The sequence below is a fragment of the Opitutales bacterium genome (assembly GCA_013215165.1).
Classification (GTDB): Bacteria; Verrucomicrobiota; Verrucomicrobiia; order Opitutales; family JABSRG01; genus JABSRG01.
Window position 1 is genome coordinate 1 of the sequence record JABSRG010000074.1, and the last position, 15,640, is coordinate 15,640.

Sequence of the window (15,640 nt, forward strand, 5' to 3'; positions counted from 1 at the left end):
CCACCGCGCCACCTACATCGAAAGTCAAGAATGGCTCAAAGAGGCCGCATGACTCCCCGCACCTCTGGTCACACCCATCTGCATCTTGGAATAAAATGCGCAGCGCTTTATGGATCCCCAAGATATAGGAAATGCGCTCCATCAAATCACGGTTAAGAGCTACCTGAGGGAGCTGTTTATAGCGATTGAAAGTCGTTGCCGGAAGGTCACCAAGTAAGGTGCGCTGTTCACCCGGCTTTAACTTCCAGTGTCGAGCAATAGCGAAGAAACCCTTGAGCGCGACCTGCCCCATACGCTCATCGCTAGCTTGTTCGGCGAGATTTCCTTTTCCGAGTTCTACTGCCATCAACATATAAAATGATCCGAATGGAATATTTTCAAGTTTTCATTCCATATGAAACAAGTAGCTCCAAGAAGTTCACCAACAGACTCATCCGGCAGAGGTGGGAAAAGCCAGACTTGAGTTTTTGGAAAAAACGACGAGCATGTTTTCATGACTAAAGCCGAAATCGCTGCGACTGTTGATCAGCTCAGCATTGAAGAGCGCACCTACATGAAAGCTTATATCAAGATGAAAGAGCTTGTGGGTGATCCTGATTATCGGGCGGAGATGAGTCGACGGTTGAACGCGGTGAAAGCGGGCAAAGGTGTAGATCAAGATCAGGTAGTTGATCTACACAATCGGCTGTCAAAAAACGGCCTATGAAATCTTTCCGCTGGCTGGCGACAGAGCAGGTAGTAGAACGAATACTGACTCTCCGTAGCAACCGGGATCGCCAGAAGTTTAACGACTTCTTTTCTCGTTTAGCGGGTGATCCAGAAGGATTGGCACAGGATAGCTTCGATGACTCTGAGGGCAATCTATACTACGCAACCCATTACGAGCATTGGATCATCACCTACCACATAGACGATGCCTTGAAGCAAGTGATTCTTTTGGCCTTAGAAATGTCCTGAACCCCTTAAAGACCCGCTATTGCATAAAGCAGAGCGTAGGTGTGAGTCTGGTCAATAATGCGACCTCCCCCGTCAGCCAAACAATTCCATCTGAAAATCCTCCGGCCCAGGACGTTGTTGCTTCTTTGGGACTTTGGACTCTCGAACTTCTTTTTCGGGACTTGTATCCGCATCGAAATTTAAGGCATGCAGGCGCTCGCTGCCTGACTCAAGATCGGCCAGGATATCCTTAGCACGTGCAATCACCGTGTCAGGCAAGCCCGCTAGGCGAGCAACTTGAATTCCATAAGAACGATCAGCCGCCCCCGGCACCACCTGCCTGACGAAGACGATCTCATCATTCCATTCCTTCACCGCGACGGAAAAATTTTCCATACGGCTCAAGTCCGCACTCAGCCGCGTCAACTCGTGATAGTGCGTTGCAAAGAGCGTGCGTGGGCCAGCCTCAGCGTCACTGTGCAGGTGTTCGACGACCGACCATGCGATGCTCAAACCATCGTAAGTGCTCGTACCACGGCCAATTTCGTCGAGGATAATGAGGCTCTGTCGTGTGCAGTTATTGAGGATATTTGCAGTCTCGTTCATCTCCACCATGAAGGTCGAATTGCCTCGCGCGAGTTCATCACTGGCACCGACTCTTGAAAAAATGCGATCGACTTTTCCTATCCGACAGTTGTTTGCCGGCACCCAGGCTCCCACTTGAGCCATGAGAACGATGAGACCTACCTGGCGAATAAAGGTCGATTTACCAGCCATATTGGGGCCAGTGATAAGGGCAATCTGGCACTGGCTCGACTGTAAGCTACAATCATTGGGCACAAAACGATGCTCACCCGCCAAGCCCCGGCGCTCTTTGCGCATCATCTGTTCCACCACTGGATGTCGCCCTCCTTCGATCTCCAGAGCATCTGACTCATCCAGCACCGGCTGACAATAATTCCACTCCCGTGCGATTTCAGCCCAGCCACAGAATACATCCAGCTCAGCCAGGGCATGAGCCGTTTTCTCAAGCCTGTCTTTGTCCTCCAAAATCCGGGAAATCACGCCACCAAACAGTTGCTCTTCACGAGCTAGGGCGCGCTCCTCTGCATTGAGAATCTCCTTCTCCTTACGCTTTAGATCCTCGGTCGTATAGCGCTCAGCATTCGCCATCGTCTGCTTGCGAATGTAGTGATTGGGCACCATCGCCAGATTCGACTTCGTCACCTCGATGAAGTAGCCAAACGCACCGTTGTATTTGACCTTGAGGTTCTTGATTCCAGTCAGTTCTTGTTCAGATTTCTCTAGATCTGCCAACCATGACTTATTGTCGCTGGTCAGCCCGTAGAGGTAGTCTAGCTCTTCGTCGAAACCGTGCCGGATAGTACCCCCGTCCTGGATGCTCCCTGGCAGATCGTCATTCAGGGCACTTCTCAAATGAGCCTCCAGCGCATCAAACTCCTCGATACGATCTGCCATAGAGTCGAGGAGCTCGTATTTTACCGCCCTCAACGACTCACGGATCTCCGGCAATTGATTCAAGGTGTCACGCACGCCGCCCAGCTCACGTGGATTCTGTAGCGTGTTCTGTAAACGACTTAAAATCCGCGGGATGTCGCGGACGCGTTTGAGCAACTCTTGAATGTCGTACAGAGCCGTCGGCACCTGGGTGAATATGCCGACGGTACGCTGACGCGTGCTGATCTCCTCTAGATCTAGAGTCGGCGTCGACAAAAACTGCTCCAGCTTACGCGAGCCAGCAGCCGTCAGCGTACCGTCCATCGCCGCCATCAAGCTACCCTCACGCGTCTGCATCGCACTCTTAAACACTTCGAGATTTCTCTGCGTCGCCGGATCAATCAACAAGGTATCTTCAATGCGGTACTCGCGAATCTGTTTAAGGTGCTCAGGTCGCTTACACAGCGTTTTCGTCACATAATCAAGCAGGGCGCCCGCACTGCCGATCCCCTCGTGAGAGTCTGCGATACCGAACCCGTCGAGATTTAGAGTATTCAATGTCTCGGTAAGCCCACGGTAGCCATTTGCTGAGTCAAAATGATACGCTTCGACTTCAGTCACCGACCGCGTTGACAGGAGCGGATCCAACGCCTCAACAAAGACCGCAGCAGCGGGTCCAGCCTGCAATAAGGAACCTTCGGGTAAAATAACCTCTTTCGGATCGAGCGCCGTAAAAACCGAAAGCAGGCCCTCCGCATTATCTAGAGACTGGCTCGTCAAGGAAAACTCACCAGTTGAAATCTCAAGCCATGCAGCATGGACCGCCTTGCGTGATAGCTCGATTGCAAGGATGAACTGGCTGCGCCGCTCCTCCTGTTGTTGGCTTTCGAGAATGGTACCGGGGGTAATAATCCGGGTAAGCTCGCGCTTCACGAGTTTACCTGCTTTGGGCGTCTCCACTTGATCAACAATCGCGACCTTCCTACCCGCTTTTAAGATCTTCCCGATATACGCATTCGCCGCGTGGTAAGGGATTCCCGCCATCGGCATGCCATGCCTTTGAGTGAGCGTAATTCCCAAAATCCGTGCTCCCTCTTCAGCATCCTGCAAGAAGATCTCGTAGAAATCACCCAGCCGAAACAGCAACAAGGTATCATCGGGTAGCCGACCGCGGAAGTCATGCCACTGCTCCATCATAGGGGTGCGTTTCGCCTGTGCCATCCCCAAGAGAAAGGATGCTCTGCACCGACTGACAACGGTTAAAACCGAACGCTATCAGTTCTTAATAATTTCAGCTTCCTTTCTCCGATGCATAGAGACAAAAGCAGCGGTCAACAGGCAGTCCAATCCAATGAGAATTTGTCCAGACTCCGGAACTGCAGGGGGTAACAAAATGGGATCGTCATCTTCGTAATCTGTGAACCGGATTTCATCGAGAGTTCCCGTTTGGTTATTCTGATTTCCGTCCAGTTTGTGGCCCCTATAAACGTTGGGCTGAGAATCGAAACCGAGATCATCACCCAAGTAAAGCTGACGATTCCGTCTTAAGGGTTGTTTGCTTTAAGCTTATCGGAGGTAAAAAAGACTCCTTATCTATGCCTCATTCATCAGATGGAAATCAGCCGGTGAAAGTTGTAAATAATAGGGCTGGAAGCCTTTTCAAACTTGTGGACGGGGCCGTGTGGATAAATTAGCTCTCGCAGATAATTTCTTTCTCTATGCCTTCAGGCTGATGTAAGGCCGTGGCATGATCAGCTAAAATGATCCAGAAATCATTGCATTTCCTATGGTTAAAATCCCTTGATCTAATTGAGAGCGTCATCAAATTGGCATTTTCATTGTATAACCCGCATTCCCACCATGCTATTAAACCCAACCCATAAATGGCGCAGCGCGACCCCAGCCCTTTTAGCCACAGTGCTCGCATGTTTCTCACCTGTTAACGCGCAGGATACTTCCGAAGCCACGACACCCGTCGAAGAAGTGGCAAGCCCTGTGGAAACGCTAAGTATGCTCCAAGGAACCGGAGCCCTGCTATCACTCGCATCCGGTCTGCGTGGCATGCAATTTGATGAAGCAGCCAACGAAACAGTGATCGCGTCTATGCAAAGTGCGTTCACAGATTCTGCGGTGGCCGCCGAGCTCGAGCCAAATATTCCAACAACCGTTCAGTTTATGCAAGATCGACTCATGGCAGTAAACAATGGCGCCGAGCTAGTCGCTGCTGACGAACTCACGCTTAAGACCGTTGGCTACATGCTAGCTAGTCGTTCAGGCCTGACTCAAATGGGCTTTAATGAGGCGGATTTTCCCGAAATCATCGACGGCGTGCGCTTCGGTCTAAATCCCAACTTGAGTGAAGGTGAAATTCAAGCTCAACTCCCGAACATCCAAGCTTTTTTGACAGAGCGTCAGAATGCTTTTGAGCAACGAGCAATCACCGAAAGAAAATCAGAAATGGCCACATTCTTAAACGAAATCGCCACCCAAGACGGCGTGGAAAAAGATCCGTCGGGATTCTACTACAAAATTGAAACACCGGGCACCGACCCAAAACCCACCATGGCCGACTCGGTGCAGGTGCATTACAAAGGCACACTCATCGATGGAACCCAGTTTGATAGTTCTTACGACCGTGGCCAGCCGTCTACTTTTGGAATGACAGGCGTTATCAAGGGCTTTTCGGGAGGACTCACCAAGATTGGAGCCGGTGGCAAGGTCACAATCTACATCCCATCGGATCTTGGCTATGGCGACAACCCGCGGCCCGGTGGTGTCATCAAGCCGGGGGATACCCTGATCTTTGAGTGTGAATTGATCGCCATCAATCCATAGTTCGGAGTAGTCTAAGCTTTCAAATGCTACGAGGCGCACCCCTACCCTGGGTGCGCCTCGTATTTTATAGGGTCTTGCCTGACAAGAAAGACAGGCCGAGAACCTACTGCCTGCTGTGTATGGGGGGTATGATTCTGTCTGCTCAACAAGCCTGGAGCATAGCGGATCGGTCTTCACTAAAGCTCCGATGCGCCGCCCACAGGCTAAAGTCATAAATCTCCGCCGGAATTGTCTCATCCGAACGTTCGTCCCAGGTGTGTAGGCCAGTCTCTTGAGTAATCACCGCCTGAAATGCTACCATACCATCCACGTTGCGCATCAGCGTCAGCGGCTTGCTTTCCATGTCTTCCCAAAGCAAGTGATAGCGTTGAAAAGCCTTGCGGCTTGAGATGATCATGAAGCGACCTTGGTCGAGGGAGTAAGTATAAGTCATGGCAGATAGTAATTTAAGTGGAACAGGTTTTAACTATGGTTGAATGATAACTCATCCCCCACCGAGATCATATCCGTGCTGACACCTAAATTACCTGCCTTATCAACTTAATTTTGTGGTCAGCCATTCCACCTAGTGCACATACGTAAAATCACTTAGTTTGCTTCGGAAAGTGATTACCGGGATGCTACTCCGCGACTTCTCTGTAATTCGCCATTGATCCTTCCCGGCATTTTTCCAATACGATGCAGCATGGGAAGAGTCATCGCCATAGGCGACATCCACGGATGCGCATCAGAGTTTGCTGAGTTACTCAATCGGATCAATCCGCAGTCTGACGATGTAATTATTCAGATCGGCGACATGGTAAACCGCGGCCCCGACAGCGCTGCAGTGCTTAGAATAATTCGGGAAAATAACATCCGCGCAATTCTAGGAAATCACGAGCGGCGTCTACTTGAATTTCGTTGGAGACGCGATGCATCCATCCTCAAAAAATACGATGCCGAGACCATAGAACAACTCACCCCGAAAGACTGGGAATTCTTAGAAAACCTGCCTCTCTTTTTCTACAACTCAGACCTGCAGACAGTATTTGTGCACGGTGGATTTGATCCGCATTCTCCAGTCCTTTGGCGCGAACAACCCGCGAGTGTTGTGACCACCATTCAAGTCATCGACCAGGAAGGAAAGCCAAGTAAACGCTCCAAAGCGCCTGAGGGTCGAGACTGGGGCGATCTCTGGCAAGGTCCACCTTTCGTCGTTTATGGTCATACCCCACGCCAAGAAGTGCGCTCGCATCCTCAGGCCATCGGCATTGATACAGCTTGTGTATACGGAGGGATGCTTACGGCATGCATCCTGCCTGAGCAGGAACTCATTCAGGTAAATGCACATGAAGTCTACGCCCAAAGTAAAACCCTGCCCCAACCCGTAAACATTCAATAGCCCAAGTATGAGCCAGGACACAGACTCTTTTCTCATGGACCTCGTCTTGGTCGTTGTCGACATGCAGCCAACAATGCTTGCGAAGGTCGACCCCGACAGAAGCCTACTGCGCCGCACTTGTTTTGCCGTCAAATGCGCCAACCTCATGGGTGTTAAAGTCGTATTCAGCGAGCAAGTACCCGACAAACTGGGCCCCACTGCTTCTGAATTACTTGAAGCCGCTGACAGCGGAGATCGCTCGTCTGCCGATAGTGTCTTCGCGAAAACACACTTCAGCGCCCTTAGCGTCCCTAGGTTCAATTCAATACTACAGGATCGCGGGAAACAACACATCCTACTGGCTGGCATCGAGACCCCGATCTGCATCTACCAAACTGCCGTGGAGGCGATAAATCGCGACTACCAAGTCACTTTACTGACTGACTGCATCGGAGGACGCAGAGCGCCCGACTGTGATTGGGCACTCCGCAGCTTAGCGCAAAGTGGTGCGATCGCCCTGCCCTCCGAGACCATTTTTTATAGTATCATAAGGAGTGCAGAGCATCCCGCATTTCGCCAATTCAACACCCTGGTGAAAACTTTCTCGGCTTGATACTTCGACAACCCGGACAATGAACCGCAATCGCGAACTCTTCGATGAAAACTGGCTCTCGACGGTTTTTATAAATCTTTCGGTCGAAGAGACACTGAAGCTCGATCCGTCCCTGCTTGAAACGATCCCAGCTGCTGCATTCGCGCGCCTGACTCATCGCTTCGAGACAGAAGAGCGCCGTAAGCTGCTTCGTAGTATATCTGAGGAAAAAGCCGTTGAAGTCCTTGCTGAAATGGACGCCCAGTTCTCGGCAGAAACGCTCTCAGCAATGCGAGAGGAACGGGCTATTCGGCTCCTAGGAGACTTTGATCCCGATGATGCCGTCGATATCATTGAGGAACTCGATGAGTCCGACCGTTCACGATTGGTGTCGGGGCTGGAACCTGAAAAAGCAGAGGAGATACGGACACTTCTCGCGTATGACTCAAAGACTGCGGGAGGCCTAATGACCACTCAGGTTGCGCGCGTCTCAAAAGATGAATTTGCAGATAAGGCAATTCAACATCTACGGAGGCGGCGGGAAGAATTTGAGACCATTTATTACCTCTATGTTGTCGACGACAGAGATTCACTGATCGGCGTCGTATCGATGCGAGAACTATTGCTCAGCAGCCAGCAAACACATGTTTCGGAAATCATGCAGACACAACTCTTTGGCGTATGCAGACCCGATGATGATCGCGAGCTCGTCGCTCGACGTCTAAGCGAGCACAACCTCCTAGCAGTGCCTGTGGTTGAGCCCGAAACGCAGCGGCTCTTGGGCATTGTCACCCATGATGATGTCATCGACGCGGTTCACGAGGCGGCAACTGAGGACCTCCAAATTCTCGTAGGTGCTGGTGGTGATGAAAAAATTCACGATCCGCTTTCCCAAAGTGTCCGCAAACGCATCCCGTGGTTGCTTGTGAATCTAATCACAGCCTGCGCCGCTGCCGCAATCATCTACATTTTTCAGGAACAGATCCAACAACTCACGATTCTAGCCGTGTTTATGCCGATTGTCGCTTCCTTGGCGGGCAACACCGGCTCTCAGACACTTGCCGTTTCGATTCGTAGCATAGCCATGGACGAAATACGTCCAGGAGAGATATTGGCGATTTGTGTTCGAGAGACTCTCAAGGGATTGATGAACGGTGCTCTAGTAGGTATCGCCTCCGCAGTATTGGGGCTTATCACCACTCAGGATATACGAATCGCCGGCGTTCTATTCGCAGCGATGGTTTTAAGTATGAGCCTGTCAGGCTTCGCCGGTGCTTTTGTCCCCTTGACACTGAGAAAAATAAATCTCGATCCCGCTCAAAGCGCATCGATTTTTCTTACCGCGATTACCGATGTAGCCGGATTCTTTATATTTCTCCAGCTGGGTGCCTGGGCCTTGCTGTGATCTCTACCCCAGGCAAGGCCCAACAATACAAACTGTTTAGAAAGTCTCGCGTTGCAGCCGTGCGAGTTCTTCCTCGGCCTCAACACGGCGCTGCTCCGCCGCTTCTAGCTCGCGCTGACGCGCCAGAGCCTCCGCACGTTCTTTCTTAATGCGGGCAATTTCTGCCTCGATGCGTTCGGCTTCTTGACGGGCTTGAAGTAACTCTTCGTCGGTCACATTCTGACCCTGCGCCACTGCTATTGCCTGCTCTTTTTCCAACCGCAGACGCTCAGCCTCTGCCTCAAGACGCGCACGTTCGAGCTGAGCCTGTCTACGAGCGTTCGCTTCTTGGCGCGCGGCCTCTTCTTCTTTGTCCTTTGAGTTGCCAAATAGCCCTCCCAAGACAGCCCCGGTTGCACCGCCGATGGCTGCACCTTCTAGACCGCTACCACTCTGGTGGCCAATGATTCCGCCAGCAATACCGCCGATAACGGCGCCAGCACCCGCGCCTTTTTGCGTATTAGAACCCGTTTCGCATCCGGAGAATGCGAGCGCTCCTGAAAGGACCGCGATTAGAGTAGATAGTCTGAGCAATTTCATATTATTTATCTTAAACCCAATTTTCCTGGATACGTTCCAATTGGAGGTTAACAAGTTGTTACAAGAAAATGTGAAGCTTTACAGCTATCAAACATTTGTATCTCAATTCGTATCTTTATGGCTGAACTTTTCATGATCGTTGGATTCCTCATGGCTGCGTATGCAATCGTTGCCAATGATTCGATCCAAACTCTCGGAACCTTCCTCGCCTCAAATGCCAAACGGCCATGGTGGGTCAAATGGATCTTCGCTGGTTCAATTCTTATCGCTGCAATCACTCTAGGCTATCTTGGGGAAAATAAGGATGTGACCTGGGGGCGTCTGGACCGTTTTCCCGAAGTCGTAGGTGCTTATCCTAAAGATACCAAAACAGGTGAGCCGATCAAAGAGACCATCGCCCTCAAGCAACCGGCGGGGGTTATAGACCTCGGCCCACACTTCACTTCGATCTCGTTACGCTTTGACCAAACAGACGACACCATGATCAAGGAAGACGCGCTACTTCTTACAGTAACGCGCGATAACGATAATTTATCCATCAATTCCTCCGCGGACTCTGGGTCTGTTCTCGTCGTGGATCTTGCGGCTAACGGCCCTCAAGCACTGTGGGTGACTGCCACCGCTCAGGATGGTAGTCCTTTGCCCTTCGACCACATCGCATCCGAGGACGACCTGTTCGCATTTCAGACTCCTCAGGTGAATGGCCAGTCTGCCCTGATTCGAGTAAACCCGAAAACACTAACATTTACGGCAGTTGCTTTGCAGGATGATGATTACCTGGGAAGCTTGCCGATTTTTCAGCCGACGAAGACGGTAAAAATTGAATGGTTTTTCGTTCTTCCGACCATCGCCCTTCTGATCCTGACTCGCTTTGGATTTCCAGTGAGCACTTCCTTCCTGGTCCTCACTGTTTTCACCACTTCAAATCTGCCGGGGATGGTCCAAAAGTCTCTCATTGGCTACGCCGTTGCCTTCGCCGTTGGTATGATCGTCTACGTCGCGGTAATGAACGCCTTGGAGAGCAAATGGTCACGCAATAAGAGTCATGCGGAGCACCCAATCTGGATGACGCTCCAGTGGATATCTACCGGATGGCTGTGGTTCAATTGGCTCCGTCAGGATTTAGCCAATATTTTTGTATACCTGCCACGTGGGGAGTCCCTCCCTATTCTTTGGCTCATTCTCGCCGTGCTTGCGATGGTGCTCTTGCAGGGTTTTATTTTCTATCAGGCGGGTGGTAAAATTCAAAAAGTTGTTACCGACAAAACCAACACTTCGGACATCCGCTCGGCTACGATTGTCGACTTTATCTACGGTACAATCCTCTGGTATTTCAAAGAGCTCAATGAGTTGCCGATGTCGACCACTTGGGTATTTCTCGGCCTTCTCGCCGGGCGTGAGATCGGTATGTCTGCCCGCCGCGTAAGTCAGCAGAACAATCTAAAGACGGGCTTCAAGATGATGGCTCTCGACGCGGGGAAAGCAGGCGTGGGCCTGATTGTTAGTGTCGTTCTCGCAGTGGGGGTGCCTGCCTTAGTCCGGGCGATGGGAGGATAGGAGCTGTATTTATCCTGTTAGCGTTGGGTCGAACAATCAGAGCAGGATTCTCCATTTCAGCTATAGGAACTCAAAAGATCCTAAAAACCGGGCGACCTCCTCTTCATTCCCCATACCGATCGCCGAAACCCGATACACGGAATCCCCGCGCACAATCATCAGGCTAGTCAGATAGTTTTCATTGCGCAGGTTGGCACCATCTTGAGGTAACCGCGCTCGAAATTTGAGAGAGGGAAACCCATCAAAGGTGCCATTGCTCGCAGTTTCTAAAGCCCCCTCCATACCCTGGATTTGATCCTCCATCATCACTTGGAGTGTCCTCCGCTTCGGTTGTTGAGTCATGAGTTTATGCGGAAACTCCATCACGGACACATAGTAAACAAAAGCGATGCTCTTATGCTGAAATTGATGAACGGTGACTTTTCCTTCTTGGGTATCCAAATAAGTCTTACTGTAGACAGGATCATTTGGAAATTCCGCCCGAAACCCAAAATCCCTTTGAGTCACCTGGCGCCATTGCATGAAAGGGGCTTTTTCGCCGCAGCCCAATGCGAACATGAAACAGACAAAAGCCAAGAAATGAACGCGCAGGGCAATCGAAGCCGATTTCATTACCTGAGCACGCGACCCCTTTTTCCGGATGCTTTCGCGGCCTTGTTCTATGCGTATTTTTCGACGTTCGCGAAAACTCGTGTTGATGGGTAAGTCGCCTGAATTCTTTTTAAATCTCATCGGTGATAAAGACTGTAGTGCACGAGCCGTAAGAAAGCGTGGCCATCGCTCTCAATTGGAATTGAGCGATACTTGAATGGATAAGCGGCGAGGAGTCCCACCTTGAGTCCATAAAATATAAACGGAGTCATCGGAACTGCATAGACGGAATCCAACATGACAAAGAACACTGCGACGACCACCGAGATCAAATTAGTAGAAGCACCTGCAACCATGATCATTGCGAGTCGCATGCTCGATACGCCTTCGCGATCAAAACGCACAGAACCGCGGTCCCAACGATGAGGACTCAGGTGGAGCGTCAACCGTCTAGTCTGAAGCGCTGGAGTGGTATTTTGCCCCAGAGACAGTGCAATTTTTCCAGATGTCAGCAAATAGGCCAAAAGCGCATGACCGATCTCGTGAATGCACACTTGAATGGGACGCGCGATCCAACAGCACACCAAGAATAGAATGATCTCCGGCAGAAATGAGCTTATCATACCAGACCCATACGTCGTCAAAAACCGACCAGTCTTGAAATTGAGACGACACCCCGTCAGATAAGCTACGAACCCAGTTCATCCCGTGTCACGCAAACAGACTACACTCGACAGAATCCTTGGTCACCTGGACGACCTCGATAATGTAAATTTGACAGCCCTGGTGCAGCGGCTTGCCCGCGAACGCCGCCTGCTAGAGACGGTTTTACACACGATCCAAGACGGCATCCTCGTCATAGACACCTCCGGGATTATCCAATACGCCAACGAAGCAGCAGGTCAACTAATCGGATTTAACCCAGAAGACGTGGGCAAAGCAGTACTCTGGAAAATGGTTCCGGACCTGGCGCGGTCCCTTGATTTTTCCGTTAAGGGCACCCTGTCTGCCACCGAAGAGGGCCAAGTCATATCGCGTGAGATCGAGTTGAGTTATCCAGACCACCGCATCGTCCGCCTACTTATGGTCCCTCTATTCGAGCATGTCGCCACTAGCGAACAAGGCTTTGCGATCATTCTTTCTGATATTACCGAATCGCGCGAATCTACTGAAGAGCTCATCGAAAACGAGCGCGTAACGTCCATTATGAACTTGGCTGCTGGCGTCGCACACGAACTCGGCAACCCCCTAAACTCGCTCAACATTCATCTACAGCTGATGAAGCGGAAGATGGAAGCGGCCCAAACACCGGAAGACATCCAACGCCTCTCGAAATCCCTAGATGTCTGCCTTGGCGAAGTCGGACGCCTCGATGGCATTATTGAAAATTTCCTCGATGCCGTGCGCCCCCGCGAACCTGACTTCCAAGAACTCAGCCTGCTTTCTATATTAGAAGAAGTGCTCACCGTCCAAGAAGAGGAACTAGCGAACCTCAATTTAGAAATTAACATCCAGAGCGACGACCTGATGCCCCCGGTCTTGGCCGACAAGCAACAACTCTTTCAGGTATTCTTTAACATTATTAAAAATGCCGCCGAAGCCACTGAAGCGGGGGGCCAAATCGACATCCGCGCGAGCAAAGACGACACGCACGTCTTCATCCAATTTAAAGACACAGGCAGTGGCATCGAAGCCGGCGAGCTATCGAAAGTCTTCCAGCCCTACTACACCACCAAGTCGTCCGGCCATGGCATCGGCATGATGATCGTTCAACGCATCCTCCGCTCACATGGCGCAAAAATCGGTATCGACAGCAAACCTGGCGTCGGCACTGCCGTCACGCTCCAGTTCCTCCGCAAGGGTCCCCGGCGTAAATTGCTCCATGTCGACTCCGAAACTGTTCCTGAAGATCATAAGATCAGCTAACTTGATGCAGCCGATTCTTTTGCCTAAATGCTTTCTTATAAATATTTAGCCTATCTCCTTGAGTAATAGTCTCACCACTCCTTCACTCCGAGCTGGCAAGGAAGATCTATTTCCAAACTCGAATCGGTAATAACCCAGGACAACTTCTTATAATGGACATCCACGAATATCAGGCCAAACAACTTCTCGCCGACTTTGGAGTGCCCGTGCCAGCAGGGGCACCCGCTCAATCAGTCGACGATTTCGAATCAGCAATCGCTACCCTTCCCGACGGACCCGTGGTGGTGAAATCTCAAATCCATGCCGGCGGACGCGGCAAGGGCACCTTTACCGATGGATTCCAAGGCGGTGTGAAAGTCCTCGATTCCAAGGCTGATGCAGCCGAGATCGCGGGCAAAATGCTGAATAACACTTTGGTAACGCACCAGACCGGAGCAGAAGGCCGTGTGGTAAAAACCGTGTATTTCACCGAAGCCAGCGAGATCGCCAAAGAATACTACCTGGCGATTCTGATGGATCGCGGTTCCTCTGCTCCTGTCATTATCGCATCGACAGAAGGGGGCGTAGACATCGAAGAGGTGGCCGAGAACACCCCCGAGAAAATCGTAAAAGTCGTTATCGATCCAACTATCGGACTCCAATTCCACCAAATGCGTGAGATTGCCTTCAAATTAGGCCTCAGCTCCAAAGAGCAACTCAAGCAAATGGGCAAAGTGCTCGGCGGTCTTTACAATCTGTTCTGGAAGAAAGATTGTAACATGGTCGAGATCAACCCGCTCGTCACCACACCCGTGGGCGACATCGTCGCACTCGATGCGAAAGTGAATTTCGATAGCAATGCCCTCTACCGGCACAAAGACATCCTTGAACTTCGCGACCTCGCCGAAGAAGATCCTAAAGAAGTCGAAGCTTCCAAATTCGACCTAAATTACGTCGCGCTCGACGGAAACATCGCCTGCATGGTGAACGGAGCTGGGCTCGCTATGTCCACCATGGACATCATCAACCACTTCGGTGGTGAACCTGCCAACTTCCTCGATGTAGGCGGCGGAGCGACTGAAGAAAACGTGACCGCGGCCTTCAAAATCATCCTCTCCGATCCAAAAGTTGAGGGAATTCTAGTCAATATCTTCGGTGGCATCATGAAGTGCGACATCATCGCACGCGGTGTCATTGCAGCGGCGAAAAACGTAAACATCGCCGTTCCCCTCGTCGTCCGCCTCGAAGGCACTAACGTCGATGCCGGCAAAGCACTTTTAGCCGAGAGCGGCCTGGCCATCACCTCAGCGGACAGCTTAGCCGATGCCGCCCAAAAGATCGTCAAACTCGTCGCAGAAGCGAAGTAACCCATTTACCGGAACCCAAATTACCTAATCCAATGAGCGTACTCGTAAACAAAGACTCACGCGTGATTTTCCAAGGGATCACCGGTAAAGCCGGTGGTTTTCACGCTGAACAGTGCATGGACTACGGCACCCAAGTAGTCGCCGGCGTCACGCCCGGCAAAGGCGGCCAAAAATTCCTCGATCGTGTGCCGATCTACGACACGGTAAAAGAGACCGTTGAAAAAGAAGGAGCAAACGTCTCCTGCATCTTCGTTCCGCCTCCCTTTGCTGCAGACGGCATTCTTGAGGCCATCGACGCCGGCATCGAGCTCATCATTTGCATCACTGAAGGTATTCCAGTCAAGGACATGGCCATCGTGAAAAAGAAGCTCCTCGAGAGCAATTCCCGCCTTATCGGTCCCAACTGCCCAGGCGTCATCACGCCCGGTGAGTGTAAAATCGGCATCATGCCCGGCTATATCCACAAGCCAGGCAAAGTAGGCATCGTCTCACGCTCCGGCACGCTCACTTACGAAGCGGTCTGGCAAATCACCAGTGCGGGCCATGGCCAATCAACGTGTATCGGCATCGGTGGTGACCCCATCAATGGCACCAGCCACATCGACGCTATCCAACTTTTCAATGAAGACCCAGAAACCGAAGCCATCATCATGATCGGTGAAATCGGGGGTTCAGCTGAGGAAGAAGCCGCCGCGTTCGTCAAAGAACACGTCAAAAAGCCTGTGGCTGCCTTCATCGCCGGAACCACGGCGCCTCCCGGACGCCGCATGGGCCACGCCGGAGCCATCGTCTCCGGTAGCAGCGGTAGCGCCGAAGGTAAGATTGCCGCACTTAAAGACGCCGGCATCGAAGTCGCCGAAACCCCTTCCCACATGGCCGAAGCCCTCTTCCGCGTCTACAAGTAAACGTCTAAAAACTGGATTCATTTCCCAACAGCCCGGTTGCATCAACCGGGCTTTTTTTGTGAACACGTCACAACTAGCCCGGATTTTGCATAAAAAAGTATCGCGAGTTGCGGTTAAACCACTGAAGGTCAGTGGATAACAAAACAAAAA

At 51.3% G+C, this 15,640-nt stretch carries 16 protein-coding genes; 10 read left to right on the plus strand and 6 right to left on the minus strand.

From position 1 onward, the window contains the following. A partial coding sequence (locus tag HRU10_13535) for a hypothetical protein (protein ID NRA28252.1) occupies nt 1-346 on the minus strand: 346 nt, incomplete at its 3' end. 147 nt (nt 347-493) lie between these two features. On the opposite strand from HRU10_13535, the gene HRU10_13540 reads away from it, so the two are divergent. Together HRU10_13540 and HRU10_13545 are read left to right on the plus strand one after the other, a co-directional pair. Next, nucleotides 494-706 carry a hypothetical protein gene (locus HRU10_13540; protein ID NRA28253.1) on the plus strand — a complete coding sequence of 71 codons (213 nt, stop codon included), beginning with the start codon at nt 494-496 and terminating at the stop codon, nt 704-706. Beyond that, a complete protein-coding gene (locus tag HRU10_13545; protein ID NRA28254.1) occupies nt 703-957 on the plus strand; it encodes a hypothetical protein in 255 nt (84 codons plus the stop codon). Before HRU10_13540 ends, HRU10_13545 begins: the two co-directional genes overlap by 4 nt. A gap of 72 nt (nt 958-1,029) precedes the next feature. Here HRU10_13545 and mutS read toward each other — a convergent pair whose 3' ends face one another. Beyond that, nucleotides 1,030-3,615 carry a DNA mismatch repair protein MutS gene (mutS, locus tag HRU10_13550; GenBank protein NRA28255.1) on the minus strand — a complete coding sequence of 862 codons (2,586 nt, stop codon included), beginning with the start codon at nt 3,613-3,615 and terminating at the stop codon, nt 1,030-1,032. Nucleotides 3,616-4,254: 639 nt separating this feature from the next. Here mutS and HRU10_13555 point away from each other — a divergent pair. Continuing rightward, entirely contained in the window at nt 4,255-5,229 is a 975-nt protein-coding gene (locus HRU10_13555) for an FKBP-type peptidyl-prolyl cis-trans isomerase (protein ID NRA28256.1), read from the plus strand. 142 nt (nt 5,230-5,371) lie between these two features. On the opposite strand, the gene HRU10_13560 is transcribed toward HRU10_13555, so the two are convergent. After that, nucleotides 5,372-5,662 carry a hypothetical protein gene (locus HRU10_13560; protein ID NRA28257.1) on the minus strand — a complete coding sequence of 97 codons (291 nt, stop codon included), beginning with the start codon at nt 5,660-5,662 and terminating at the stop codon, nt 5,372-5,374. Between the two features lie 252 nt (nt 5,663-5,914). On the opposite strand from HRU10_13560, the gene HRU10_13565 reads away from it, so the two are divergent. The 3 genes from HRU10_13565 to mgtE are packed head-to-tail and all read left to right on the plus strand — an operon-like array spanning nt 5,915 to nt 8,586. Then, nucleotides 5,915-6,610: a metallophosphoesterase gene (locus tag HRU10_13565; protein NRA28258.1), complete on the plus strand. Its 696-nt coding sequence runs from the start codon at nt 5,915-5,917 to the stop codon at nt 6,608-6,610. A 7-nt stretch (nt 6,611-6,617) separates the two neighbouring features. Then, on the plus strand, nt 6,618-7,202 hold the full coding sequence (locus tag HRU10_13570) for an isochorismatase family protein (protein NRA28259.1): 585 nt from the start codon (nt 6,618-6,620) through the stop codon (nt 7,200-7,202). Nucleotides 7,203-7,221: 19 nt separating this feature from the next. Continuing rightward, complete coding sequence (mgtE, locus tag HRU10_13575) at nt 7,222-8,586, plus strand: magnesium transporter (protein NRA28260.1); 1,365 nt, start codon at nt 7,222-7,224, stop codon at nt 8,584-8,586. Between the two features lie 36 nt (nt 8,587-8,622). Here mgtE and HRU10_13580 read toward each other — a convergent pair whose 3' ends face one another. Next, complete coding sequence (locus HRU10_13580; protein NRA28261.1) at nt 8,623-9,165, minus strand: hypothetical protein; 543 nt, start codon at nt 9,163-9,165, stop codon at nt 8,623-8,625. 117 nt (nt 9,166-9,282) lie between these two features. Here HRU10_13580 and HRU10_13585 point away from each other — a divergent pair, with 117 nt between their 5' ends. Continuing rightward, nucleotides 9,283-10,722 carry a hypothetical protein gene (locus HRU10_13585; GenBank protein NRA28262.1) on the plus strand — a complete coding sequence of 480 codons (1,440 nt, stop codon included), beginning with the start codon at nt 9,283-9,285 and terminating at the stop codon, nt 10,720-10,722. Nucleotides 10,723-10,782: 60 nt separating this feature from the next. Here the strand turns inward: HRU10_13585 and HRU10_13590 are convergent, their stop codons facing one another. Together HRU10_13590 and HRU10_13595 are read right to left on the minus strand one after the other, a co-directional pair. Then, nucleotides 10,783-11,454, minus strand: coding sequence for a hypothetical protein (locus HRU10_13590; GenBank protein ID NRA28263.1), 672 nt, complete (start codon nt 11,452-11,454; stop codon nt 10,783-10,785). After that, nucleotides 11,451-11,936 carry a hypothetical protein gene (locus HRU10_13595; GenBank protein ID NRA28264.1) on the minus strand — a complete coding sequence of 162 codons (486 nt, stop codon included), beginning with the start codon at nt 11,934-11,936 and terminating at the stop codon, nt 11,451-11,453. The genes HRU10_13590 and HRU10_13595 overlap by 4 nt, the downstream gene beginning before the upstream one ends. Nucleotides 11,937-12,021: 85 nt before the next feature. Between HRU10_13595 and HRU10_13600 the strand changes: the two genes are divergently transcribed. The 3 genes from HRU10_13600 (at nt 12,022) to sucD (ending at nt 15,490) form a co-directional block, all read left to right on the plus strand. Beyond that, entirely contained in the window at nt 12,022-13,239 is a 1,218-nt protein-coding gene (locus tag HRU10_13600) for a PAS domain S-box protein (protein ID NRA28265.1), read from the plus strand. 152 nt (nt 13,240-13,391) lie between these two features. Further along, nucleotides 13,392-14,585 carry an ADP-forming succinate--CoA ligase subunit beta gene (sucC, locus tag HRU10_13605; GenBank protein ID NRA28266.1) on the plus strand — a complete coding sequence of 398 codons (1,194 nt, stop codon included), beginning with the start codon at nt 13,392-13,394 and terminating at the stop codon, nt 14,583-14,585. A gap of 32 nt (nt 14,586-14,617) precedes the next feature. Beyond that, nucleotides 14,618-15,490, plus strand: a complete 873-nt coding sequence (gene sucD, locus HRU10_13610) for a succinate--CoA ligase subunit alpha (GenBank protein NRA28267.1) — start codon at nt 14,618-14,620, stop codon at nt 15,488-15,490. The last annotated feature ends 150 nt before the right edge of the window (nt 15,491-15,640 follow it).